Annotated in this window: 19 protein-coding genes, 9 tRNA genes, 1 rRNA gene, 1 pseudogene and 1 riboswitch; of the genes and pseudogenes, 22 read left to right on the forward strand and 8 right to left on the reverse strand. The window is 36.4% G+C overall.

The window, feature by feature from the left end:
• The first annotated feature begins 71 nt into the window (after positions 1–71).
• From rrf to MKY90_RS00970, 18 genes and pseudogenes are all read left to right on the forward strand, one after another.
• A 5S ribosomal RNA gene (gene rrf, locus MKY90_RS00885) occupies positions 72–187 on the forward strand.
• A 9-nt stretch (positions 188–196) separates the two neighbouring features.
• A tRNA-Asn gene (locus MKY90_RS00890) sits at positions 197–271 on the forward strand.
• A gap of 4 nt (positions 272–275) precedes the next feature.
• Positions 276–348, forward strand: a tRNA-Thr gene (locus MKY90_RS00895).
• A 23-nt stretch (positions 349–371) separates the two neighbouring features.
• Positions 372–446 (forward strand) — tRNA-Glu (locus tag MKY90_RS00900).
• A 5-nt stretch (positions 447–451) separates the two neighbouring features.
• Positions 452–527, forward strand: a tRNA-Val gene (locus MKY90_RS00905).
• 16 nt (positions 528–543) lie between these two features.
• A tRNA-Tyr gene (locus MKY90_RS00910) sits at positions 544–627 on the forward strand.
• A 65-nt stretch (positions 628–692) separates the two neighbouring features.
• Positions 693–767, forward strand: a tRNA-Gln gene (locus tag MKY90_RS00915).
• A gap of 5 nt (positions 768–772) precedes the next feature.
• A tRNA-Lys gene (locus MKY90_RS00920) sits at positions 773–848 on the forward strand.
• A gap of 5 nt (positions 849–853) precedes the next feature.
• Positions 854–925, forward strand: a tRNA-Gly gene (locus MKY90_RS00925).
• Between the two features lie 10 nt (positions 926–935).
• A tRNA-Ala gene (locus MKY90_RS00930) sits at positions 936–1,008 on the forward strand.
• A gap of 124 nt (positions 1,009–1,132) precedes the next feature.
• Positions 1,133–2,278 (forward strand): glycerate kinase, encoded by a 1,146-nt coding sequence (locus MKY90_RS00935; RefSeq protein ID WP_098168405.1) that lies wholly within the window; start codon positions 1,133–1,135, stop codon positions 2,276–2,278.
• Between the two features lie 269 nt (positions 2,279–2,547).
• Entirely contained in the window at positions 2,548–3,441 is an 894-nt protein-coding gene (rocF, locus tag MKY90_RS00940) for an arginase (protein WP_002009861.1), read from the forward strand.
• A gap of 249 nt (positions 3,442–3,690) precedes the next feature.
• Positions 3,691–4,512, forward strand: a complete 822-nt coding sequence (cdaA, locus tag MKY90_RS00945) for a diadenylate cyclase CdaA (protein WP_341090087.1) — start codon at positions 3,691–3,693, stop codon at positions 4,510–4,512.
• Positions 4,505–6,028 carry a CdaR family protein gene (locus MKY90_RS00950; RefSeq protein WP_341090090.1) on the forward strand — a complete coding sequence of 508 codons (1,524 nt, stop codon included), beginning with the start codon at positions 4,505–4,507 and terminating at the stop codon, positions 6,026–6,028. Before cdaA ends, MKY90_RS00950 begins: the two co-directional genes overlap by 8 nt.
• Entirely contained in the window at positions 6,021–7,367 is a 1,347-nt protein-coding gene (glmM, locus tag MKY90_RS00955) for a phosphoglucosamine mutase (RefSeq protein ID WP_002091472.1), read from the forward strand. The genes MKY90_RS00950 and glmM overlap by 8 nt, the downstream gene beginning before the upstream one ends.
• A 285-nt stretch (positions 7,368–7,652) precedes the next feature.
• A pseudogene (locus MKY90_RS30340) lies at positions 7,653–7,837 on the forward strand (hypothetical protein).
• Between the two features lie 12 nt (positions 7,838–7,849).
• Positions 7,850–9,652 (forward strand): glutamine--fructose-6-phosphate transaminase (isomerizing), encoded by a 1,803-nt coding sequence (gene glmS, locus MKY90_RS00960; RefSeq protein WP_063218217.1) that lies wholly within the window; start codon positions 7,850–7,852, stop codon positions 9,650–9,652.
• A 417-nt stretch (positions 9,653–10,069) separates the two neighbouring features.
• Complete coding sequence (locus MKY90_RS00970; RefSeq protein WP_098168407.1) at positions 10,070–12,043, forward strand: S9 family peptidase; 1,974 nt, start codon at positions 10,070–10,072, stop codon at positions 12,041–12,043.
• A 181-nt stretch (positions 12,044–12,224) separates the two neighbouring features.
• On the opposite strand, the gene MKY90_RS00975 is transcribed toward MKY90_RS00970, so the two are convergent.
• The 4 genes from MKY90_RS00975 to MKY90_RS00990 form a co-directional block, all read right to left on the reverse strand.
• Positions 12,225–12,731 (reverse strand): DoxX family membrane protein, encoded by a 507-nt coding sequence (locus MKY90_RS00975; protein ID WP_002029373.1) that lies wholly within the window; start codon positions 12,729–12,731, stop codon positions 12,225–12,227.
• A gap of 247 nt (positions 12,732–12,978) precedes the next feature.
• On the reverse strand, positions 12,979–13,893 hold the full coding sequence (locus tag MKY90_RS00980; protein ID WP_063218215.1) for a sigma factor regulator N-terminal domain-containing protein: 915 nt from the start codon (positions 13,891–13,893) through the stop codon (positions 12,979–12,981).
• Positions 13,893–14,384, reverse strand: coding sequence for an RNA polymerase sigma factor (locus tag MKY90_RS00985; RefSeq protein ID WP_098168408.1), 492 nt, complete (start codon positions 14,382–14,384; stop codon positions 13,893–13,895). Before MKY90_RS00985 ends, MKY90_RS00980 begins: the two co-directional genes overlap by 1 nt.
• Before the next feature lie 140 nt (positions 14,385–14,524).
• Complete coding sequence (locus tag MKY90_RS00990) at positions 14,525–15,826, reverse strand: DUF5068 domain-containing protein (RefSeq protein ID WP_002029370.1); 1,302 nt, start codon at positions 15,824–15,826, stop codon at positions 14,525–14,527.
• A gap of 500 nt (positions 15,827–16,326) precedes the next feature.
• Here MKY90_RS00990 and MKY90_RS00995 point away from each other — a divergent pair, with 500 nt between their 5' ends.
• Positions 16,327–17,103, forward strand: coding sequence for an SDR family oxidoreductase (locus MKY90_RS00995; protein ID WP_002124715.1), 777 nt, complete (start codon positions 16,327–16,329; stop codon positions 17,101–17,103).
• 48 nt (positions 17,104–17,151) lie between these two features.
• Here MKY90_RS00995 and MKY90_RS01000 read toward each other — a convergent pair whose 3' ends face one another.
• The 4 genes from MKY90_RS01000 to MKY90_RS01015 all read right to left on the reverse strand — a co-directional run bounded on the left by MKY90_RS01000 (position 17,152) and on the right by MKY90_RS01015 (position 20,848).
• Positions 17,152–17,820 (reverse strand): methionine ABC transporter permease, encoded by a 669-nt coding sequence (locus MKY90_RS01000; RefSeq protein WP_002124718.1) that lies wholly within the window; start codon positions 17,818–17,820, stop codon positions 17,152–17,154.
• The gene (locus MKY90_RS01005) at positions 17,795–18,835 is read right to left on the reverse strand and encodes a methionine ABC transporter ATP-binding protein (protein WP_098168410.1); all 1,041 of its coding nucleotides are present in this window, start codon (positions 18,833–18,835) and stop codon (positions 17,795–17,797) included. The genes MKY90_RS01000 and MKY90_RS01005 overlap by 26 nt, the downstream gene beginning before the upstream one ends.
• A gap of 12 nt (positions 18,836–18,847) precedes the next feature.
• A complete protein-coding gene (locus MKY90_RS01010; RefSeq protein WP_000756967.1) occupies positions 18,848–19,660 on the reverse strand; it encodes a MetQ/NlpA family ABC transporter substrate-binding protein in 813 nt (270 codons plus the stop codon).
• 85 nt (positions 19,661–19,745) lie between these two features.
• Positions 19,746–19,859: riboswitch (SAM riboswitch) on the reverse strand.
• Between the two features lie 80 nt (positions 19,860–19,939).
• Positions 19,940–20,848, reverse strand: a complete 909-nt coding sequence (locus MKY90_RS01015) for an NAD(P)-dependent alcohol dehydrogenase (protein WP_098168411.1) — start codon at positions 20,846–20,848, stop codon at positions 19,940–19,942.
• 145 nt (positions 20,849–20,993) lie between these two features.
• Here MKY90_RS01015 and MKY90_RS01020 point away from each other — a divergent pair, with 145 nt between their 5' ends.
• From MKY90_RS01020 to MKY90_RS01030, 3 genes are all read left to right on the forward strand, one after another.
• Positions 20,994–21,758: a DUF6612 family protein gene (locus MKY90_RS01020; RefSeq protein WP_098168412.1), complete on the forward strand. Its 765-nt coding sequence runs from the start codon at positions 20,994–20,996 to the stop codon at positions 21,756–21,758.
• A gap of 112 nt (positions 21,759–21,870) precedes the next feature.
• On the forward strand, positions 21,871–23,307 hold the full coding sequence (locus tag MKY90_RS01025; RefSeq protein WP_098168413.1) for an FAD-binding oxidoreductase: 1,437 nt from the start codon (positions 21,871–21,873) through the stop codon (positions 23,305–23,307).
• The gene (locus MKY90_RS01030; RefSeq protein ID WP_002091456.1) at positions 23,304–23,837 is read left to right on the forward strand and encodes an MFS transporter; all 534 of its coding nucleotides are present in this window, start codon (positions 23,304–23,306) and stop codon (positions 23,835–23,837) included. Before MKY90_RS01025 ends, MKY90_RS01030 begins: the two co-directional genes overlap by 4 nt.
• The last annotated feature ends 21 nt before the right edge of the window (positions 23,838–23,858 follow it).

Below are 23,858 nucleotides of genomic sequence, written 5' to 3' on the forward strand. Positions count from 1 at the left end.
TCTAGTTTTGAAGGAATATATATTTAAAATTCCTTTGGACATTCTCAAAAGAATGTGTATAATGATAAAAGTCTGGTAATGATGGCAGAGAGGTCACACCCGTTCCCATACCGAACACGGAAGTTAAGCTCTCTAGCGCCGATGGTAGTTGGGACCTTGTCCCTGTGAGAGTAGGACGTTGCCAGGCTTATATTATTCCGCAGTAGCTCAGCGGTAGAGCTATCGGCTGTTAACCGATCGGTCGTAGGTTCGATTCCTACCTGCGGAGCCATTATGCTTCCATAGCTCAGCTGGTAGAGTACTTCCATGGTAAGGAAGAGGTCACCGGTTCAAGCCCGGTTGGAAGCTTGGGAAAAGTTTTGTTTTTTTTTGGCCCGTTGGTCAAGTGGTTAAGACACCGCCCTTTCACGGCGGTAACACGGGTTCGAATCCCGTACGGGTCACCACTTTTGGAGGATTAGCTCAGCTGGGAGAGCACCTGCCTTACAAGCAGGGGGTCGGCGGTTCGATCCCGTCATCCTCCACCATATATTTTTAAATGTCGGAGGGGTAGCGAAGTGGCTAAACGCGGCGGACTGTAAATCCGCTCCTTTGGGTTCGGCAGTTCGAATCTGCCCCCCTCCACCATTTTCTTTAAAATAACCTGAGAGGGTTTATTTTTTTGAAAAGATAACCATACTAGTAAATATTAATGGGCTATAGCCAAGCGGTAAGGCAACGGACTTTGACTCCGTCATGCGCTGGTTCGAATCCAGCTAGCCCAGCCATTTACGAGCCATTAGCTCAGTTGGTAGAGCATCTGACTTTTAATCAGAGGGTCGAAGGTTCGAATCCTTCATGGCTCACCATTTTCGCGGAAGTAGTTCAGTGGTAGAATACAACCTTGCCAAGGTTGGGGTCGCGGGTTCGAATCCCGTCTTCCGCTTAATTACTAAGGGGCCTTAGCTCAGCTGGGAGAGCGCCTGCCTTGCACGCAGGAGGTCAGCGGTTCGATCCCGCTAGGCTCCATATAAATAGGAAAAGCTTACATCAAATGATGTAAGCTTTTTTTGTGTTTAAATTCCACTCAAAAAGGAAACTTTTCCGTATATCGTTTAAAATGAAAAAAGGGATTGAATAAGGGGGGATAATTATGAAAGTTGTCATTGCATCGGATTCATATAAAGAAAGCCTGAAAGCTATAGAGGTATGTGAAGCTATTGAAAGGGGCTTTGCAGCAGTTTTTCCTAAAGCAGAGTACGTTAAAGTACCAATTGGAGATGGAGGTGAAGGAACGGTCGAATCTCTTGTTGGTGCTACAATGGGGGGAATTATATCACTTAATGTGACAGGGCCGCTTGGGGAGAGTGTGCAAGCCTATTATGGTATGTCTAAGGATAAGGAGACAGCATTTATTGAAATGGCGGCAGCATCAGGATTACAACACGTTCCAATTGAAAAGAGAAACCCACTTATTACAACGACAAAAGGGACAGGTGAACTGATATTACATGCATTAGATCAAGGAGCTAAACAAATTATTTTAGGGCTTGGAGGAAGTGCTACAAATGATGGTGGGGCAGGTATGTTGTCTGCTTTAGGCGTAGAGTTTATTAATAGGAAAGGTGAAGTAATTGAGCCCTCTGGAGGAACATTACATTTGATTACTGCTCTTAACCTTTCTCGTATGGATACACGTTTGAAGGATATAAAGCTAGAAGCAGCATGTGATGTCGACAATCCATTAGTTGGACCAAAGGGAGCATCTTTTGTATTTGGGAGACAAAAGGGTGCGAATGTAGAGATGATGAAAGAGCTAGACGGGAATTTAAAACATTATGCTAATATACTTAAACAGTACGTATCTTTTGATGTGTCCCTAATACCTGGTGCAGGGGCAGCTGGAGGAATGGGAGCCGCTGTCGTTGCAGTATTAAAGGGACAGCTAAGAAAAGGGATTGAAATTGTATTAGATTATACAAATTTTGATAAGTGTATAGAGGGTGCCGATCTTATTGTAACTGGTGAGGGAAGGATAGATGAACAAACAGCTTATGGAAAAGCTCCTGTTGGTGTCGCGAAGCGGGCGAAATGTCGTCATATTCCTGTAATTGCTATTGGTGGATCTGTATCCTCGAATTATACGACTGTTTACGAAAAGGGAATTGATGCAGTGTTTAGTATTACGGCTAGCCCAATGACATTAGAAGAAGCATATAAAGCGGCAGAAGAGAATATCGAAATGACAGCAAAAAATATTGCAGCAGTGTGGAAACTAGCATCAGAAAAACGCTTCTAAGTGTAGAAGTGTTTTTTAAATTCAGTTATTTGAGGATATTTTGTGTAATTCTAGGTATTGATGGAGAAAGGCACGGATAAAAATATTAGCTGATAGAAAAGTTAGTTGGTTCATTAAGTTAACTTTATACATAGAATAGTTTAAAATCGGGAATCCAACGTAAATATAAGTGAATAAAATGTATATCCATGCAGAAAAATGTCGAGTTGAGTCAGACTATATAAAAGATTTAAAATATTTAGTGAAGGCATAAAAGGGGGATACTATCTATGAAAAAAGAAATCTCAGTTATTGGAGTTCCAATGGATTTAGGACAGATGCGTCGCGGGGTTGATATGGGACCAAGCGCGATCCGTTATGCAGGGGTAGTTGAAAGAATTGAACAAATTGGATATGACGTAAAAGATATGGGAGATATATGTATAGAGAGAGAAAAAGAAGTAGATGAAAATACAAAGTTACGAAACCTTACTCAAGTTGCAACTGTATGTAATGAACTAGCGACTAAGGTTGATCATATTATAGAAGAAGGCCGTTTTCCACTTGTATTAGGCGGTGATCATAGTATTGCTATTGGTACGCTAGCTGGTGTGGCGAAACATTATAAAAATTTAGGTGTTATTTGGTATGATGCACACGGTGATTTAAATACAGAAGAAACATCACCATCTGGAAATATTCACGGTATGTCACTTGCTGCAAGTTTAGGTTATGGACATTCTTCACTTGTAGATTTATACGGGGCATACCCGAAAGTAAAAAAAGAGAACGTTGTAATTATAGGTGCACGTGCATTAGATGAAGGGGAAAAAGACTTTATTCGTAATGAAGGCATTAAAGTATTTTCAATGCATGAAATTGATCGTATGGGTATGACGGCTGTTATGGAAGAAACAATTGCTTACTTATCTCATACTGACGGTGTTCATTTATCATTAGATTTAGATGGTCTTGATCCTCATGATGCACCAGGAGTTGGGACGCCTGTAATTGGTGGTTTATCGTATCGTGAAAGCCACCTAGCGATGGAAATGTTAGCAGAAGCTGATATTGTTACATCTGCTGAATTTGTTGAAGTAAATACGATTTTAGATGAGAGAAATAGAACAGCAACAACAGCGGTTGCTTTAATGGGTTCTTTATTCGGTGAAAAACTAAAATAAATGTAAGAAAAGCAACTGAGAAGTTGCTTTTTTTATTTGAAAATAGGCGTATAATAATGACTTATATTATACTGTAGGATAAGAAAGTTTGACATCTTACCAATTTAAGCTAAAGGGGGGGCGTTTGTAATTGTCGTTTGGTTCATGTATGGTATAATTAACTAGTTGTTGGAAATACATACAGATAGAGCATAAAATAATATTTCAATATATGGATAGAATTGCTCGTAAGTAGGAGGAAGGGTTAGCATGCCTTTTGAAGATACGACCATTTTGAAATATCTTAGTACGGCATTAGATATTGCTGTTGTATGGTTTATTATATATAAGCTAATTCTTATAATTCGGGGCACGAAGGCTGTGCAACTTTTAAAAGGTATTACAGTTATTATTGTCGTCCGGATGATTAGTATTTTACTTGAATTGCATACGCTATATTGGCTAACGGAACAAGTATTAACGTGGGGATTTTTAGCCGTTATTATTATCTTCCAGCCAGAATTGAGAAGAGCACTTGAGCAGCTAGGACGGGGTAGCTTATTTTCGCGTATGGGAACTCACGAGGACGATGAACCTGAAATTGTTGCAACAGCGATAGCGAAAGCAACGGAATATATGGGAAAACGTAGAATTGGTGCACTAATTACTTTGTCAAAAGAGACTGGGGTGGATGATTATGTAGAAACGGGTATTCCGCTAAATGCAAATGTGTCATCGGAATTACTCATTAATATTTTTATCCCTAATACCCCTCTTCATGATGGAGCAGTAATTATGCAGGGAAGTACAATTAAAGCAGCAGCATGTTACCTTCCGTTATCAGAAAGCCCATTTATTTCTAAGGAGTTAGGAACTAGGCATCGCGCTGCAATGGGAGTTAGTGAAGTCACTGATAGTATTACAGTAGTTGTGTCGGAAGAAACAGGCCAAATTTCTTTAACGAAAAACGGGAAGTTACATCGTGATTTGAAGACAGAACAGCTGAAGGACATGTTGTTAGCAGAATTTAGTGGGAATGAAAAAACGACTTCTTCGTCTTTATGGAATTGGAGGAGAAAGCGTCATGGATAAGTTAATGGAGAATCATTGGTTTTTAAAAGGAATCTCATTACTATTGGCGTGTATGCTTTTCATGTCAGCAACTTTAACTGAAAAAAATACGACATCGAGTATATTACCTTTCGTAAATGAAACGAAAGAAACATTAACTGATTATCCTATTACCCTGAAGTATGATGAAGAGAAATATATTGTAAGTGGTATTCCATCAGGTGGAGTCAAGGTGAAGTTGGAAGGTCCAAAATCAGCAGTTGCTACAGCAAAAGCAAAAAAACAATTTGATATACCAGTTGATTTGAGAGATAGCGAAAAAGGGACTTATGAAGTTTCTTTGAAAACGAATGGGCTTCCAGATGATGTGAAAGGAACAGTTCAGCCATCAACAATTAAAATTACTCTACATGAAAAAGCGAGAAAATACGTTCATGTAGACTTAAAATTATCAAATGAGGATCAAATGCCAGCGGGTTCTACTCTCGAAAAATCAAACATTAAACCTGATACTGTTGAGGTAGTTGGGACGAAAGAAGAAATTGAAAGTATTTCATCTGCTAAGGCGTATATTGATTTAAAAGGTGTTAATAAAACTGTTACAAAAACAGCCGAAGTTACATTATACAATAAAGAAGGAAAACGTTTAAATGTAAGAACGAGTCCATCTAAAATTAGTGTAACATTGAATGTGGCGACGCAAGCTACGGCCAATAATACTGAAAAAACTGTTCCTGTGACGTATACGAAAAAGGGGAGTTTGCCAGAAGGATTGACTGTTACAAATATTAGCGTTGAGCCAAGAGAAGTAACGATAGCAGGTCCAAAAGACATTTTGGATAATATACAATCTATAGAGGGGGTCGAGGTAGATTTTAGTCAATTGACGGATTCTACAACATTCGATGCCTCTGTTTTATTGCCAAAAGGTGTAACAAGTGCAAAACCAAATCAAGTGAAGGTTTCCGTAGGGGTACAAAAGGTAAAACAAACGAAAAGTAAAACTATTGATGGTATCCCGATTCAAAAAAGTGGAATTCCGAATGATGTTACTGCGCAGCTACTTTCGCCACAAGATGGAAAGATAAGCGTTGATATTTCAGGAGAAGCAAGTATAGTAGATAAAATAACAGCTGCTCAAATAACAGCGGCGATTAATCTGCAAAATGTATCTCCGGGGACGAAAGATGTTTCTATTCAAGTGAGTGGTCCTGGTAATATTTCGATAGAAGCAAAACAAAAAAGTGCTAAAGTCACAATTGTGAAGAAAGAAAAGCCGGATAAAGAAGTACAGGGTAATATTGAACAACCAGATTCAAAAAACAATCAAGAAAATCAAACTGAAAAACCAAAAAATCCTGAACCAGATCCAGAAAAGGATCAGGAAAAAGATAAAGAAAAAGACAAAGACAAAGAAAAAGACAAAGACAAAGAAAAAGACAAAGACAAAGAAAAAGAAAATGGCCAAGAACCAAGCCAAGAACCAACAGTAGATAATCAAAAAGAGCACGAAAAAGGAGCGAATAATAATGGGTAAATATTTTGGTACAGACGGAGTACGTGGGGTTGCAAATAAGGAATTAACACCTGAATTAGCTTTTAAAATAGGACGTTTTGGCGGCTATGTATTAACAAAAGATACAGATCGTCCAAAAGTAATTATTGGCCGTGATACACGTGTATCTGGACATATGCTAGAAGGAGCTTTAGTAGCAGGCCTATTATCAACTGGAGCGGAAGTAATGCGCCTTGGTGTTATTTCTACACCAGGTGTGGCTTATTTAACAAAAGCTTTAGGGGCGCAAGCAGGTGTTATGATCTCTGCATCTCATAACCCAGTACAAGATAATGGAATTAAGTTCTTCGGTTCAGATGGATTTAAATTAACAGATGAGCAAGAAGCAGAAATTGAAGCGTTATTAGACAAAGAAGTTGATGAGCTACCACGTCCAACAGGTACTAACCTTGGACAAGTGAGTGATTACTTTGAAGGTGGACAAAAATATTTACAATACATTAAACAAACTGTAGAGGAAGATTTCTCTGGTTTACATATTGCTTTAGATTGTGCACATGGTGCTACATCTTCTTTAGCTCCATATTTATTTGCAGATTTAGAAGCTGATATTTCAACAATGGGAACTTCACCGAACGGTATGAATATTAACGCTGGAGTAGGTTCTACGCATCCAGAAGTGTTAGCTGAATTAGTAAAAGAAAAAGGTGCTGACATTGGTCTTGCTTTTGATGGTGACGGAGACCGTTTAATCGCAGTAGACGAAAAAGGAAACATCGTTGATGGCGATCAAATTATGTTTATTTGCGCGAAGTATATGAAAGAAACTGGTCAATTGAAACATAATACAGTTGTTTCAACAGTTATGAGTAACTTAGGTTTCTACAAAGCGCTTGAAGCAAACGGTATTACAAGTGATAAAACAGCAGTTGGTGATCGCTACGTAATGGAAGAGATGAAACGTGGTGGATATAACCTGGGCGGAGAACAATCAGGTCATATTATCTTACTTGATTACATTACAACTGGTGATGGAATGTTAAGTGCACTTCAACTTGTAAACATCATGAAAATGACGAAAAAGCCATTATCTGAGCTTGCAGGTGAGATGACAAAATTCCCACAATTACTAGTAAACGTTCGTGTAACAGATAAAAAACTAGCATTAGAAAATGAGAAAATTAAAGAAATTATTCGTGTTGTAGAGGAAGAAATGAATGGAGACGGTCGTATTCTTGTTCGTCCATCTGGAACAGAACCACTTATTCGTGTAATGGCAGAAGCACCGACACAAGAAATTTGTGATGGGTATGTACATCGTATTGTAGAAGTTGTGAAAGCTGAAGTTGGCGTTGAATAATTAGCTGGTTTTATTTAAAAGGAGCACAAAAAGTGCTCCTTTTTCATATGTTTTATAGACAATGAAAAAAATTTCATTGACGATTTATATTGTTTGTTATACGATGGTCTTGTTCTTTTTCTCAAAGGAAATATTGTAAATTATAAAAGCGCCAGAACTACAAGTAGTGTAGTTGACGAGGTGGAGTTTATCGAGATTTCGGCGGATGACTCCCGGTTGTTCATCACAACCGCAATCTTTTACTTAAAACATTAAGGTGACTTAGTGGACAAAGGTGAAAGTGTGATGAGAGAAAAGGAACGGATGAATACTAGCTGTATAAGTATATACGGACTTTAACCCAATCGAGAGGAAGGTGAAAGCCGTTACAAGCTTACAGGGCTAGCAATATGTAATCCGTTTTTTTAATATAAATAAATGGTATCGGACTATGTCGTTACATGTTCGCAAAGCAGTGTAAGCATTTGTAACGGCGACTAAACATGTGTGGAATCGTAGGATTTATTGGAGAGCAAGATGCAAAGGAAATTTTATTAAAAGGTTTAGAAAAGCTAGAATATCGCGGATATGATTCAGCAGGTATTGCAGTACAAGCAGAGAACGGTGTTGTTGTATACAAAGAAAAAGGCCGTATTGCAAAACTTCGCGAAGTCGTAGAAGAGAACGTAGCAGCAAGCGTGGGAATCGGTCACACACGCTGGGCTACACACGGTGTTCCAAGCAAACTAAACGCGCATCCGCATCAAAGTACATCAAAACGCTTTACACTAGTTCATAACGGTGTAATTGAAAACTATGAGTTAGTGAAAAAGGAATATTTACAAGATGTAACGTTCGTAAGTGAAACAGATACAGAAATTATCGTGCAACTTATGGAACAACAAGTGAGCACAGGACTAAGTGTAGAAGAAGCGTTCCGTAATACGCTATCTCTTTTACATGGCTCTTATGCAATCGGATTACTTGATGCTGAAAATCCAAACATGATTTATGTTGCTAAAAACAAAAGCCCGCTATTAGTAGGTGCTGGTGATAACTTTAATGTTATTGCAAGCGACGCTATGGCGATGTTACAAGTTACAGATCAATTTATCGAGTTAATGGATAAAGAAATGGTAATCGTAACAAAAGAAAGCATTACAATTAAAAACTTACAAGGTGAAACGATTGAACGTGCACCGTTTACAGCGGAATTAGACGCAAGTGATATTGAAAAAGGAACGTATCCTCATTTCATGCTAAAAGAAATCGACGAGCAACCACTTGTAATCCGTAATATTATTCAAAAGTACCAAGATGAAAATGGGGAAATTGAATTAGATCAAGATATCCGTAACGCAATTTTAGATAGCGATCGCATTTACATCATTGCATGTGGAACAAGTTATCATGCAGGTCTTGTTGGAAAGCAATTCATTGAGAAATTTGCGAAAGTACCAGTTGAAGTACATGTAGCAAGTGAATTCTCTTACAACATGCCATTATTAACAGAAAGACCATTCTTCATTTACATTTCACAAAGTGGTGAAACAGCTGATAGCCGTGCAGTACTTGTGCAAACAAATGAAATGGGTCATAAAGCATTAACAATTACAAACGTACCTGGTTCTACGCTTTCTCGTGAAGCTGATTATACACTTCCGTTATATGCGGGACCAGAAATCGCAGTTGCATCGACGAAAGCATACACAGCACAGCTTGCAGTACTTTCAATCTTAGCGGCTGACATTGCAAAAGCAAAAGGTGAGGTTCTTGATTTCGATTTAACACATGAATTAGGACTTGTAGCAAATGCAATGGTAGTACTTTGTGATCAAAAAGAAGAGATGGACGCATTAGCAAAACAATTTTTAGCAACAACGCGTAACTGCTTCTTCATCGGACGTAGCGTAGACTTCTTCGTAGGTTTAGAAGGTGCGTTAAAACTAAAAGAAATCTCTTACATCCAGGCAGAAGGATTTGCTGGAGGAGAATTAAAACACGGTACAATTGCCTTAATCGAAAACGGTACACCAGTTATCGCACTTGCTACACAAGAGCACGTAAACCTTGGAATTCGTGGTAACGTGAAAGAAGTAGTAGCACGCGGAGCTAACCCATGTATCATCTCAATGAAAGGCTTAGAAATGGAAGGTGACAGCTTCGTATTACCAGCTGTACACGAAGCACTAGCACCGCTAGTAGCAGTTATTCCATTCCAACTTATCTCATACTACGCAGCGCTTCACCGCGAATGTGACGTTGATAAGCCACGTAACTTAGCTAAGTCTGTTACTGTTGAGTAGGAGATTGGTAGAGTAACTAGATTATTGTAAATTTAAAATAAAGTCACGACGTTTATAAAAAAGTTGTGAAGCTTTGCCCCTTTGGATATGATTATCTAAAGGGGCATTTTTGTGTCGAAAAAAAGAACATCTAAAATCGATAAGTGGATTAAAGAGGGGCAAGGAACTGGCAGTGGGAGAGATTATCAGCCTTGTCTTGAAATTCAAGATGATCCCTCATTAGATCGGTCAGTGGGATTTGAAAAGTATAAAAACCGGCAGACAGCATGAGGTTTTATCGGATTTGGGACGGAACTACTTTTATTTAACTGAATTTTCTGTTGTTATTTCAGATATTCGTTGATGGAAAAAAACACTGATTAAAGTTTCACTTTATTGAACAAATTAGATTACTAGACATTACAAGGGGGTTTATTAATGAAGGTGAAAGAAAAAACATATTTAAGTATAGAAGAGATTATTTCATTACCAACCTTATCAGGTGCAAATATAAGTGATGACGGCAAAAACGTAGCATTTGTTAAGAAGACAGCTAACTGGAAAGACAATACATATAGGAATCATGTATGGATATATGAAAAAGATAAGAAGCAGAGTTACCTATTAACAACTGGGGATATAGATAGTATACACCCATTATGGTCCCCAGATTCTAGGGATATCGCATACCTTAGCCCAGTTGGTGACGGAGATAATAAGAAAAATCAAATCTTTGTTAAGTCAATAGATGGTTATAGTGAGTTACAAATTACTGATGAGAAAGAAGGGGTCAGTACATTCAAATGGGAGCCTACTGGTAAAGGTTTTTATTATGTTGCACAGTCAAAAGAATGTGAGGAAATAAAGAAACGTAAGGAACTATATGGGGATTTTCAACATATAGGTAAGGAACATCAGAATAATTGTTTATATTACATTGAAATAGAAAAAGTGATACAAAATGATAAAGGGGAACGCGAGATTAGCGGTGTTTATCAATTAACTGATGGTAAGGATTTTCATATCCATGAATTTGATATTTCAAATGATGGGAAAAAGGCTGTGTTTATGGCTACACCAAGCTCAAATATGGGAGATTATATGAATGGTGATCTATACATATTAGATATTGAAGCTGGAGAACTACAAAAGATGAATATAGATAAGTTGTTGGGAGGGAGCGTTTGCTTTTCTCCTGAAGGCAGCAAAATATGCTACTCAGCAAGCGTAAGAGAGAAGGATTACTATAGAAATCATATACAAGAAAGTATATTAGAGATATATGATATGAATACTGGAGAGGTAACTCAGCCTCTAACAAACTTTGATAGTACGGTTATGCCATTACAGTGGACAGATAAGGGGATTTTAATTAAATGGCAGGATAAAACTAACTATCGTATTGGATTGCTATGTGAGGATGGCACTGTGGAAATGTTAAGTGACAAAGTAGATGGCTTTATAATGGATGCTTCTATAACAAGGGATGGAAATCATATATCCTATAGTAAGGCTATAACAAATGAAACCTTTGAAATCTATTTAGACGATAAAAAAATAACGGATGAAAATAGTTTTTTTAAAGGGAAGCTGAAAAGTAACAGGGAAATAATCTCATGGCAAAGTAGTGATGGTCTTGAAATAGAGGGTGTTTTATCAACCCCAGTAGATTTTGATGCCAACAAGAAATATCCTTTATTAGTAGTAATCCATGGTGGACCAGCTTGGGCATCTTTTCCGATATTCTCAGACTGTTTTAATGAGAAATATCCGATTGAGCAGTTTATCGAAAAAGGCTTTATAGTTTTAGAGCCAAACTATAGAGGAAGTTCTGGCTATGGTAATGAGTTCTTAAAAGCCAACTATAGAAAACAGGGAATTGCTGACTACGAGGATGTTATATCTGGAGTGGATAAACTAGTTGAGCAAGGGATTGCAGATAAAGATAGAGTAGGGGTTATGGGATGGAGCAACGGGGGATATATATCAGCTTTCTGTTCTACATTTAGTAATAGATTTAAGGCTATTTCAGTTGGAGGTGGAATTACTAACTGGAGTACCCATTATGTGAATACAGATATACCTTACTTTATTAGAATGTATTTAGGAAATACTCTATGGAATGATCCAGAGATATATACGAAAACATCACCAATGACGTATATTAAATCAGCCTGTACGCCTACCTTAATCCAACATGGCGAAAAGGATGCAAGGATTCCAACTTCCAATGCATATGAGCTATATCAAGGGTTAAGGGATATGGAAGTTGATACAGAATTAATTATTTTTAAAGGAATGGCATATAGTTCTGATCAGCCAGGAATTAATGTGGCTATTATGAAGCAGAATTTGATGTGGTTTTCACACTATATTCTTGGAGAAAGTATGAAAGGTTTTAGGGTTTTATAATGGCTTGTTTTAGTCTTTAAGCTTTTTAGGTGCTTGAAATAAAGTCGTACACATTTATCCGGTTATATATGATTGAGTTTAACATCTCGGATAAGGCAAACTGTGAAATATTTTGGTGTAAATGAGAAAAGAGCCTGAATGTAGGCTCTTTCCTTATTTATATTTAAAAGATGAACTATTCTTATGCAGTTTTACTTAATTTATATGCTTCACGGTTATTTTTTTTGAAAAGTTTTGGGAAAACATAACCATCTAATCCAATACGTCCAGCATTATGTCCTGCAACTAAAATGAACATAGTTAAAATAAGTAGGTTTGGGTTTACACTAACAGTTCCGCTTAATAAAAATGAAAGGTTCATTATGATGCCGAAAAATGCAGCTGTTTTTGTTAATCCACCTAAAATCAAACCTAGACCTACTAAAATTTCTCCCCATTGAACTAAAAAGCTAAATAGGTCTGCGTTTGGAAGAACAAAATGTTGAAGAAAATCTGCCCACCAACCTTGTACTGCAGGGTGGTCACCTGATGCTTGAGCGATAGCTCCTTTTAGAAAACCACTTGCATCAAAAGACTGTCCAAAAACTTTTCCTATTCCAGCAGCGAGCCATGCATATCCTATGTAAAGTCGTAAAAATAATAATATGAAAGTAGCGCGTTTATCAGTTCTTAAAAAATTGATAACCATTGAAATCCCTCCAATGTATTGTATTTACATGTTTATTATATATCCATTGTGAATAAATTCACAATGGATAAAGTGTGAACAAAAATTATGATTTTTCATTTGTACATAAAGTATTTGGAAATATATTGTTTGGAGGATGAATAATACATGAAGGGAGCTCTCCACTAAAATAGGTTGCTCCCATAGTAAACTGATTCATGTACGTTCTTTTAACTAGCTACTATTAGTTTATCTTGTCTTTTCCTTATTATTTCTCTGGTTTTATATAAGGAACAACTTGTGCAGTAGCCCCTACAGAAGCACCGCGAATAAAGTCTTGGTTTTCTAATTCCTTAAAGTTTTCCGTTTTTCCTGTTAGCATAACCCCTAAGATTTTCACTTGATCGAATGGTTTGTTTTCGTTTGATTTTAAAAATTTTTGAATGTCCTTGTCATACCCATCATTATATTGTTTAAGGGAATCAAAGAACCTTTTGTACGATTCTTCGGGAGGGGTTCCTGGCTCAAATCCGTAAACTGGCATACCAGCAGGGCCTCCGCTCTCATCTCTAATAGGTGAGACCATATATAGCCATACGATATTTAAGCTATCCGGTATTTTTGTTTGAATTTCTTTTAATGTATAAGGTTGATCGAAAGAGATAGCGACTTCCGCAACATAGTTTTCCATTTTGGAAACTGCACTTAATTCATTTTTGACTCCATCGTAATATTCCTTGATGGCCGGATTATAAAATGTAGCAACTTTATTTTTCGTTTGTTTATCGTAATTATAAGACTCTTTATTAGATCTACCCCAATGAGTTCCTGGTATTAACTCATTGTAATCGATGTTAGAGCGAAACCAATCGTAAGGGCTTGTCAGTGTATTCCATCGCACTACGTAACCATTAATGTTTTTAGAACGATTGGATGTGATATTGCCGCCAAACATAGATGAACTACTCGTTACTTGAGAATCAATTTGTATATTCGGTTCTGCAATTGCGTTATGTAAAAAGAGTTTTTCGTGAAGCTTCGTAGAGCTTTTTGCTGCGAAGTAATTGCCAACTTTATAAAATATAGGGATAAGTATGATTACAACGATAATAGAGGTAATAATATTTTTAAATAACTGTTTTCTTTTAGCTTTTTTTAATGCATCTTTTAAAGAAGTATCCATTAAGATTGTCCTCCTACTTTAGAATGAATTTTCTTACGTGCGCGATGTAATTTTTGTTTGACGCTGTTTACTTGAATATCTAGTATTAGAGCGATTTCTTCATATGTAAAATCGTAATAATATTTTAAAAAGAAGGCCTCTTTATATTCTAGTTTTATATCTTTTAATAAATAGAAAATCTCATCTTTATTTAAAACGACATCCAATTCACGGTCTGTATATTGTAGTTTTGAATAAATCTCCTCAGTTAAGTAGATGTTTTGCTGTTCTTTTTTTCTCTTTAAGTCAATGTATTCGTTTAGTGCGACTCTGAAAAACCATGGACGTATGTTACTCTCGGTTAGATCATCTAGCAATGTGTATACTTTATAGAAGGTATTTTGGATGATGTCTTCTGCATCTTCTTTTATAGCCCCTTTCGCTAATAGTAGTTTGAACACTTCCTCTCCTAAATTGATAAGATAGGAGGTCAATATATTTTCTTTTCCCATCACTTTTCCTCCCTACACTTATACAACGGATAGGTAATGATAAATGTATACACTTAAATTAAAATTTTGTTCTTTATACAAATAGAAAAGGCATATAACAATCATATGTTATATGCCTTTTCTATTATATGTTTAGTAATCTATTTAGGTAATGTAAATTTAGCTTTTTTACCCTGTGAAATATCTTTTGCTTCTTTATTTCTCATAGGTCCTAACTCAATCTCGAAGCTTTTGTCTTTCAAAATCTTTTCATACTGCTCTTGGTCTAAAATATATACTTGCAGTAACTCTCCAGATGTTCCTGTTTTGACTGAAGCGTTATAGTCGTAATTTAATAGCATACCTTCATTAATCGTATATTGTGTACCATCATTCACTCTTAATGTAGAGCTTATAGGAGATAGTGAAACGTCTTGAGCATCTTTGTTATCAAGCTTGAATTTTACTGTTAACAGAACAAGACCGTTTTTAAAATTTGCAAAGCGTGGAGCTTCGACGGAATTTGGTGTGAATTGAGTGAATTGGTATCCGTCTAATGTAACATTAACAGCGCCTAATTCTTGGCTGTTATTAATACTTGATTTCTCTTTTAACATTTTTTTATCGCCCATGTTATTAGCTGTAGCTTTATCTTGGTAGAAAGTGTTATCTGTTGCAACCTTTTCAGCACCTTGTTTGTTTAAACTTAATGAAAAGCTTCCAGGACTTCCGATTGGAGCATCAAATTTTCCTTTATTAGCTTGTGCAGTTGGGACTGTGACTGAGACCGTTGAGAGATTTGAAATTTTCGCTAGATCATCTTTTCCGAATGGATAAGCGATATAACCAGAAATAGTTTCTCCTGCTTTTACTAAGTAATCATTCGTTGGAGCAAGCTTAGTTGGTAGCTGATCTTCTGTTGGAATTAAATCTCTATAGTTACTATATGCTTTCTGAGCACCAGTAAATGACATGTCCAATGCTGGCATATAATAAATATCTTTAGCTGAACTATTTTTTACGCTGTAGTTCACAAGAATAACTCCGCCCTCTGTTTGACGATTAAACGGAATGTCGAAGTTTGTATGGAATCCATTTAATTCAACTAATGTATAACCATTCATTGTTACTGAAACATCTTCAGCTTTATAGACTTGTGGTTCCTTATTTTCAAAAAGAACTTTTGTTTTACCACCTGTTTCTTTTTCCATATAGGAAATCAGCTTAGAGTAATCGCTTGAGCTAGTAGCTGTATTTTCAGGCTTTTTATCTTCAGCTTTTTTATCTTCGGATTTTTTTTCTTCAGGTTTATTTTCTTTCGTTGTATCCGTTTTTTCTGTTTTGTTTTCTTGCGTTACATCTTCTTTTTGTTCTTTATTTGTCGTATCGCTTTGACCACAGCCAGTTATTACAAAAGCTGCTACGATTAGTGTAGAAAATAAAGAAAGTAATTTTTTTGACATGTTTCTTCCCCCTATTTGTTTAAAACCAGTTGGGTCTGTATAATCAGACCCTTTATATCTCTCACATTAGCCCCACGTTTTATTATAAGAAAGTGAACCAGTATTTACCAGTGTTTTTCTGATTGTTTTTATTATTTTGATATCTTAATGGTTATTTTTAATAGAAACATAGTTAAAGCTTATATAGGTAATTACAATATTTTTCCGCCAAAAGAGAGAGAAGATTATCTTTTCTATTTTAAATATTGAATCTTTTTGTTAGAGTAAATAATAGAGATATATTGAAAGGGGACAAAGACTCGATATGTGGATGAACTTGTAATGATTAGAAATTAGATAGATGAATTTTTCTCTCATAAGTGAGGGTTTATTTAGCTATCTGTAAATCATTCAAGGACTGCATATTTAGCTTGTACATCCCCTTTGTAAGGGTAGATGCCTATGTGGGGAAATTTATATCTCTTATATAAAATATGCGTCCTTTAAACTTGGAGGAGTATATGATGAATCAATTGAAAAATAAAGTAGCTGTTGTTACAGGTGTTAGTCGTCTAGACGGTATAGGAGCAGCTATTTGCACGGAGTTAGCAGAGGCTGGATACGATATATTTTTTACGTATTGGACAGAATACGATAAAGAGATGCCTTGGGGCGTTGATAAAAATGAACAAATACAATTAAAAGAAAAGTTGATACAAAACGGTGTCAAAGTATCGAGCATGGAGTTAGATCTAACTCAGAATGATGCATCAAATCAGCTTATAAATAAAGTTACTGAACAATTAGGGTACCCGCATATATTAATTAATAATGCAGCATATTCTACAAATAATGATTTCTCTAATTTGACTGCTGAAGAACTAGATAAGCACTACATGGTAAATGTTCGTGCGACTACATTGTTAAGTAGTCAATTTGCCCAAGGTTTTGATAAGAAATCTGGTGGTAGAATTGTGAATATGACGTCGGGACAATTTAAAGGACCTATGGCAGGAGAATTAGCGTATGCAACAACGAAGGGAGCAATTGACGCTCTTACTAGTACGTTGTCAGCGGAAGTGGCCCATTTAGGGATAACAGTGAATGCAATTAATCCAGGTCCAACTAGTACAGGATGGATGACTGAGGAGATAAAGCAAGGATTAAGACCGATGTTTCCTTTCGGCAGAATTGGTGAGCCAAAGGATGCAGCAAGACTTATTAAGTTTTTAGTGAGCGAAGAAGCCGAATGGATTACAGGGCAAGTTATTCATTCAGAAGGTGGATTTAAGAGATGATTTTATAATTAAAAAGAAGGTATCTCATTTCAATGAGATACCTTCTTTTTAATCTTTCTTCAATCTTCGTGCAACACCATTCCCTAAAGACTGTAATCCTTGAACGAGGATAATCAAAATAAAGACCGTTGCATACATTACTTCAGGTTCGTAGCGTAAATGTCCGAATCGATATGCTAAATCACCAAGGCCGCCAGCACCGACAAGTCCAGCCATTGCTGTTGCACCGATTAAGCCGATCGTTGCGATTGTTAATCCAAGTACGAGAGACGGGCGAGCTTCTTTAACCATAACGTGCCAAATGATTTTTAAAGTAGAGACTCCCATTGCTTGATATGCTTCAATGACACCGCGATCCACTTCTAATAAAGCAGTTTCCATTAAACGGGCAATGTAAGGGGCTGTGAAGACAACAAGTGGTACGATAACACCTTGCACGCCAATGGACGTTCCCATTAGAAACTTTGTAAAAGGCAAAATGAAGAATAATAGAATGATAAATGGAAGAGAACGAATGATATTAATAACTGTATTAAGAATAGGATAGATAATTTTATTTTCTCGCTGTCCACCAGGTCTCGTTAAAACAAGTGTGACGCCGAGTGGTAATGCAATAAGAATAGAGATAAGTAGTGAAATAGATGTCATTTGAAATGTTTGAATTGTTGCTTCCCATATTACGTTACCCCACTCATCCAAAAAGGACTTGTTTCCCATAATCTGTTCTACCTCCTTCTACGATGATCCCTTGTTCTTGTAAAAATGATAAGGCACGGTGTACTTCACTTTTTTCACCTTGCATATGAACGGTCAGTTTCCCATATACCTCATGTTTTAACTGCGTAATATTGCCTGATAAAATATTCGGATATACGTGGAAACGTTTTGTAGCGATAGCTAACGCTGGTTCTCCTGAAGCGGTTCCTATAAATGAAAGTGTTACGATTTCTCCGGTGCTTTGTAGTTCTTTCTGCACATCTTCTGGAATTTTAGCTGCAAACGCGCTATTTACAAATTTCTTCGTTGTTACATGTTGTGGGTTTGTGAAAATATCTTTTACGGTTCCACTTTCGACTACCGCCCCATGTTCCATTACAGCAACTTGGTCACAAATACGCTGGATGACATTCATTTCGTGTGTAATTAGCAAAATCGTAATTCCGATTTCTTCGTTGATCTTTAATAATAAATCAAGAATAGAATCGGTCGTTTCCGGATCTAATGCGCTCGTTGCTTCATCACTTAATAAAACTTCAGGCTCATGAGATAGTGCGCGAGCGATCGCTACACGTTGTTTTTGACCACCAGATAATTCACTTGGGTAGGCATCTTTTTTATTAAAGAGATCAACAATGCGTAAATACTTTTCTACCCTTTTTTCAATTTCATTTTTGGGAAGACCAGATAGACGTAAGGGTAGTGCGATATTTTCATAAACGGTAACGGTTTTAAGTAAATTGAATCCTTGAAAAATCATGCCGATCTTTTTTCTCGCCTTTGCGAGTTCTTTTGTCGATAAGGTTGTTAACTCTTGTTCATTTACAATGATATCTCCTGTCGTTGGTTTTTCTAATAAATTTACACAACGGATTAATGTACTTTTACCAGCGCCACTATATCCGATGATTCCAAATACTTCGCCCTTTTTTACTTTAAGGGAAGTTGATTTAAGAGCCTCAACATTCCCTTTTTTTGTTGTAAATACTTTGGAGACATTTTTTAATTCAATCATTATAGTCAGCTCCTACCAAGACGGTAAAACAGAACCATCGAATTTTTTCTCAATGAAATCTTTTACTTCTTTAGATTGATAAGCTTTTTTTAATTTATTAACAACAGCATCATCTTTATTTTCAGTACGAACAACGACCCAATTCACATATGGTGAATCTTTTCCTTCGCGGAAAATAGAATCTTTCGCTGGGCTTAATTTTGCACCTAATGCAAAGTTTGTATTAATTGCAGCTGCCTTTACTTCACTTAGTTGTGTTGGTAATTGAGATGCCTCTAATTCAACAATCTTTAAATTTTTCGGGTTTTCAATTACATCTTTTGCAGTCGCTTTTTCTGTAGCTTTTGGATCAACCTTTAAAACACCTGCTTTTTCAAATAGCTTTAAAGCACGAAGCTCATTTGTTGGATCATTTGGGACAGCGATTGCATCGCCCTCTTTTAATTCTTTTACATCTTTTAAGCTTTTAGAATATACACCCATAGGGAATGTTACTGTGGAAAATACTTCAGTTAATTTCATGTTGCGTTCAGCTTTAAATACGTCTAAATAAGATTTAGTTTGATAGCTATTTACATCGAGGCTTTTTTCATCTAAAGATACGTTTGGTGCTACATAATCATTAAATACCTTTACATCAATTTCGAGACCATCTTTTGCTGCCACTTCTTTTACCTTTTCAAAAATTTGTTCATGCGGTCCGCCTGTTACACCGACAGTAATCTTTTTCTCATCTAATGCTTTTACCTCTTTATCAGAATTAGCACCACACGCACCTAACAATAATACAGCTCCGCTTACAATACTTAATAATACCTTTTTCATCTATAATTCCCCCTTAATATACGTTCCAAAATAAAAAGCACCTCTCAAAAATAAGAGAGGTGTCGAATAGACGAAATGGGTTCCTCTCTTATCTTCCAAAACGAAAATCGTTCTGCAGGAATTAGCACCTTAGCTTATACGTTCTAAGCTCGGTTGCCGGGCATCATCGGGCCAGTCCCTCCGCCACTCTTGATAAGAGTATGTGTATGTAGTTTTTAAATATGGTACTAATAGTAAATCTTACAAAAAGAATTGTCAATATTATTTTCTGAATATATTTTATTTTAAGGTAATCGAAACGTTCCCTTTTTTATGTCCCTTTTCCACATACATATGAGCTTCAGCAATTTCTTCTAATCGGTAAGTTCTATCAATAACGGGCTTTAGTTTTTCCGTTTCGACTAGTTTTTTTAATAGAATCATATCCTCTTTACTTACCTTGGCCATCATTCCATTAACAGATACATATTTTCCATTGGGTGTTAATGTATTTGTACAAAGGGATTTTTTATACTTCCCAACTGCATCAAATATAATATCGTAGCATTTGCCTTGCTTAGTAAAATCTTCTTTCGTATAATCAATTACTTTATCAGCTCCTAAAGATTGCACGAGTTCAAAATTTGAATTACTACAAACAGCCGTAACGGTCGCGCCGAAATATTTAGCAAGTTGTACAGCAGCTGTTCCTACTGATCCGGAGGCACCATATATGAGCACTTGTTGCCCTTTTTTTATACGGCCCTTTCTCAGGAAATGTAATGCTGAAGTTCCACCAAAAGGAATAACTGCCGCTTCTTCATACGTCACATTGGTAGGTTTTAATGTTATTAATCCACTTTCATGTACGCATGTGTACTCGGCATAACCACCGAGGTTTAGTTCTGTTAATGCAAAAATTGGATCACCTTTTTTAAATTGAGTTACATCTGTTCCTACTTCCTCGATTTCACCGGATAACTCTACGCCGAGTACAGGTTTTCTCGGTTTTCTGAAACCTAATATGATCCGCATAGGAATCCAAAATAAGAGGGGGGTATTAAAGCCGCGTATTCTACAATCTCCAGTCGTTACACTTGTTGCGTGAATTTTAATTAATACTTCGTTCTTTTTAGGTGTAGGTTTCTCTATATTTTGAAGCTGAAGAACGTTAGGTGGTCCATACTGTGTGCAAATGATCGCCTTCATAATGACCTCCTGAAATGAGTTGTTGTTATTTACATCATATTTAAAACCTTCATTAAACATGTCGCTATATAGCGAATAAAGATTAAAAATTATATAGATTTCGTAGGAAAAGAGGTGATATTATTTTGAGAAAGGGGGCGACATTATGAAAAAAACTATTTTTATTTCAAGTTTAGTGCTTGCAATCAGTCTGGGGGTAGGGTGTAGCAATGAGAAAACAACAAAGACTGATGAACCGAAAAAAGAAGCCATGCAAAAAGAAAAGGAATTAGCAGCGAAGGATGTTTTCAAGAAAACGAACGAAGCTTTTAAAAATGAAGAAAATGTAACGATGACATATGATGTAGGGATAAAAGCTGAGGGAACAGAGATGGATATATTAAAGGCTAAGATGCAATTAGAGCCAAAGACAAAGAATTCTCGTTCTGAAATGAATATTTCTGGTACAGATGTTGTAGTGTATACTGTGGATGGTAAAGTTGCTGGTGAGGTGAAAAACCCTAATACAGGAGAAGTTATAACCGTACCAGAGGAGCAATTAAACGCTGGTGGAATGAAAGCGACTCAAGATATTATAGATAATTTAGAAGTACCAGCAGTAGTTTTAGATAAAATGAAGATGGAGAAAAGCGGAGATAAATATAAACTGAAATTTACATTAAAAGGGCAAGAAACAGAAAGTATGTTAACTAGCATGGATGAAACGCAGAAGAAAATGTTACAAGCACAAAATGCGAAGATAGAAGAAGTGGATGCAGAATATATCATTACAAAAGATTTTAAATATGAATCAGCGAAGATAGATATGATTATGAGTAGTAATGGTAAGGATAAGGCACACATTATTACGAATGCAAAATATACATCGTACGAAAAGTTTGACCCAATACAATTGCCGGCAGCAAAGTAACAGTTTTGATCAGGGGGGACCTAAAATAAGGTGCCCTCTCTTTTTTATACTTTCTTCTTAGGAAAATAGGTACAATATGAAGAGGGAAAACTGTGGAAGAGGAGAGTGTCATTTGAAAAAAAGAAAGATAGCGGTGGTCATTGTAGTTTATACAGTGTTGCTTGCGACATCTATAAATACATATAAAGAGCAACTAGAACATCCTATTATGAGCGATGTAGGAAAGTTGCTTCCAACGAAAATTAAACGTGTTGAAAATGCTGATGATGAACGTTCATTAAAACAGTTAGTGCAAGATGCAAATGTTTCTGGAGAGAAGATTTCTATTGCAGGTATGCAACATAGCCAAGGCGGACAGACGTATTATCCGAACGGTACGATGCTTGATATGAAAGGATATAATGAAATATTAGAATTCGATCCGGAGAAGAAGAGGATTAGGGTGCAAAGCGGTGTCACATGGAATGACATTCAAAAGAAAATCAATCCATATGGTCTTGCAGTTCAAGTGATGCAATCTCAAAATATTTTTACTGTTGGTGGTTCATTAAGTGTAAATGTACATGGGCGTGATATTCGTCATGAAGCATTGATTGATACAGTAGAGTCGTTCAGATTGTTAATGGCAGATGGTACGGTGCGTAATGTAAATAGAGAAGAAAATGCTGACTTGTTTCCATATGTAATTGGGGGATATGGATTGTTTGGTGTAATTTTAGATGTGACGCTACAGTTAACAAACGATGAATTGTATGAAACGCATACGAAAGTACTAGATTATAAAGAATACTCTTCATACTTTAAGAATAAAGTGCGAAGGGATGAGAATATACGTATGCATTTAGCACGTATTTCTGTTGCCCCAAATTCATTTTTAAAAGAAATGTATGTAACAGATTATGTACTGGCAGAAGATCAACAGAAGCTGGGAGAGTACAGCAAATTAAAAGAAGAAAATATTATAGCTGCACCGAAATTTTTACTTGGGTTATCACGTTATAGTGACTGGGGAAAGGGCGCATTTTGGGATATACAAAGAAGTTATTTTGAACGTACAGATGGTAAGTACGAAACTCGAAATAACGTAATGAGATCTGATAGTGCTTTTATGGAATACGATAATCCAAACTTGACCGAAGTTTTACAAGAGTACTTTGTACCGATAGATGGTTTTGCAGCGTATATAGATGATTTGCGAAGCGTTTTAAATGAAGAGGAATTAAACCTTCTTAACATTACAATCCGCTATGTAGAAAAGAATGAGAATGCGGTGCTATCTTATGCGAAAGATGATATGTTTGCGCTTGTGCTTCTAATTAATCAAGGGCGTTCTGAAGATGAAATAAAGAAAACAAAAGTGGTCATTCAAAAGATGATTGATGTTACGTTAAAGCATAATGGAAGTTATTATTTACCGTATTATTCTTATCCGGAAAAGGAGCAACTAAAGAAAGCGTATCCTCGCATAGAAGAATTCCTTCAGAAGAAGAAGGAAGTAGACCCAGAGGAAAGGTTTGTGAATTTATTTTATAAGGAGTATAGCAAATGACATATAGAAGATTTGTAGCCTCACAAAGCATTATTATGATGGCGGGTAGTATGGTATTTCCTTTTTATATACTATTGCTTCGAAATGTAGGAAATAGTTTCTCGCAATTTGGCTGGGCGTACGGCTTATTTGCCTTAACTTCAGCTCTAGTATATCCGTTAGTTGGAAGAATCTCTGATAGGGTAGGTGATAGAAAGTTATTAATTATATACGCATGGTCCATGGCTATATTAATGCTTTTTTTCCCTATTGCAACAGAAGTTTGGCATGTATACATTCTCCAAATTTTAATGGGTATTTTAGGTGCTGTGCAGCGTAATACGGAGAAGACATCGTTAGCACGAAAGGTAGCGCATAAGGAAGCTGGTTACGAAATTGGAAAATACCATGTATGGACATCAATTGGGGGCGGAGTAGCTATAATTGCAACTGGTTACCTAGTGGATTTCTTTACGATAGGGACTATTTTTTACATTGCTTCAGTTTTATATGTAGTTAGTGGATTTGTATTAAGCCGCGGTGATAAGTAATTAAAAGTATTTCCATTCCCA

This window comes from Bacillus sp. FSL P2-0099, assembly GCF_038007445.1.
GTDB lineage: Bacteria > Bacillota > Bacilli > Bacillales > Bacillaceae_G > Bacillus_A > Bacillus_A mycoides.

What these genes read in the sequence shown, in the direction of transcription:
- MKY90_RS00935 (WP_098168405.1), top strand. Translation starts at nt 1,133, where the DNA reads ATGAAAGTTGTCATTGCATCGGATTCATATAAAGAAAGCCTGAAAGCT.
- MKY90_RS01020 (WP_098168412.1), top strand. Translation starts at nt 20,994, where the DNA reads ATGAAAAAAACTATTTTTATTTCAAGTTTAGTGCTTGCAATCAGTCTG.
- MKY90_RS00985 (WP_098168408.1), bottom strand. Translation starts at nt 14,384, where the DNA reads ATGGGAAAAGAAAATATATTGACCTCCTATCTTATCAATTTAGGAGAG.
- MKY90_RS00995 (WP_002124715.1), top strand. Translation starts at nt 16,327, where the DNA reads ATGATGAATCAATTGAAAAATAAAGTAGCTGTTGTTACAGGTGTTAGT.
- MKY90_RS01030 (WP_002091456.1), top strand. Translation starts at nt 23,304, where the DNA reads ATGACATATAGAAGATTTGTAGCCTCACAAAGCATTATTATGATGGCG.
- glmM (WP_002091472.1), top strand. Translation starts at nt 6,021, where the DNA reads ATGGGTAAATATTTTGGTACAGACGGAGTACGTGGGGTTGCAAATAAG.
- rocF (WP_002009861.1), top strand. Translation starts at nt 2,548, where the DNA reads ATGAAAAAAGAAATCTCAGTTATTGGAGTTCCAATGGATTTAGGACAG.
- MKY90_RS00970 (WP_098168407.1), top strand. Translation starts at nt 10,070, where the DNA reads ATGAAGGTGAAAGAAAAAACATATTTAAGTATAGAAGAGATTATTTCA.
- MKY90_RS00990 (WP_002029370.1), bottom strand. Translation starts at nt 15,826, where the DNA reads ATGTCAAAAAAATTACTTTCTTTATTTTCTACACTAATCGTAGCAGCT.
- glmS (WP_063218217.1), top strand. Translation starts at nt 7,850, where the DNA reads ATGTGTGGAATCGTAGGATTTATTGGAGAGCAAGATGCAAAGGAAATT.
- cdaA (WP_341090087.1), top strand. Translation starts at nt 3,691, where the DNA reads ATGCCTTTTGAAGATACGACCATTTTGAAATATCTTAGTACGGCATTA.
- MKY90_RS00980 (WP_063218215.1), bottom strand. Translation starts at nt 13,893, where the DNA reads ATGGATACTTCTTTAAAAGATGCATTAAAAAAAGCTAAAAGAAAACAG.
- MKY90_RS01010 (WP_000756967.1), bottom strand. Translation starts at nt 19,660, where the DNA reads ATGAAAAAGGTATTATTAAGTATTGTAAGCGGAGCTGTATTATTGTTA.
- MKY90_RS00975 (WP_002029373.1), bottom strand. Translation starts at nt 12,731, where the DNA reads ATGGTTATCAATTTTTTAAGAACTGATAAACGCGCTACTTTCATATTA.
- MKY90_RS01005 (WP_098168410.1), bottom strand. Translation starts at nt 18,835, where the DNA reads ATGATTGAATTAAAAAATGTCTCCAAAGTATTTACAACAAAAAAAGGG.
- MKY90_RS00950 (WP_341090090.1), top strand. Translation starts at nt 4,505, where the DNA reads ATGGATAAGTTAATGGAGAATCATTGGTTTTTAAAAGGAATCTCATTA.
- MKY90_RS01000 (WP_002124718.1), bottom strand. Translation starts at nt 17,820, where the DNA reads ATGGGAAACAAGTCCTTTTTGGATGAGTGGGGTAACGTAATATGGGAA.
- MKY90_RS01015 (WP_098168411.1), bottom strand. Translation starts at nt 20,848, where the DNA reads ATGAAGGCGATCATTTGCACACAGTATGGACCACCTAACGTTCTTCAG.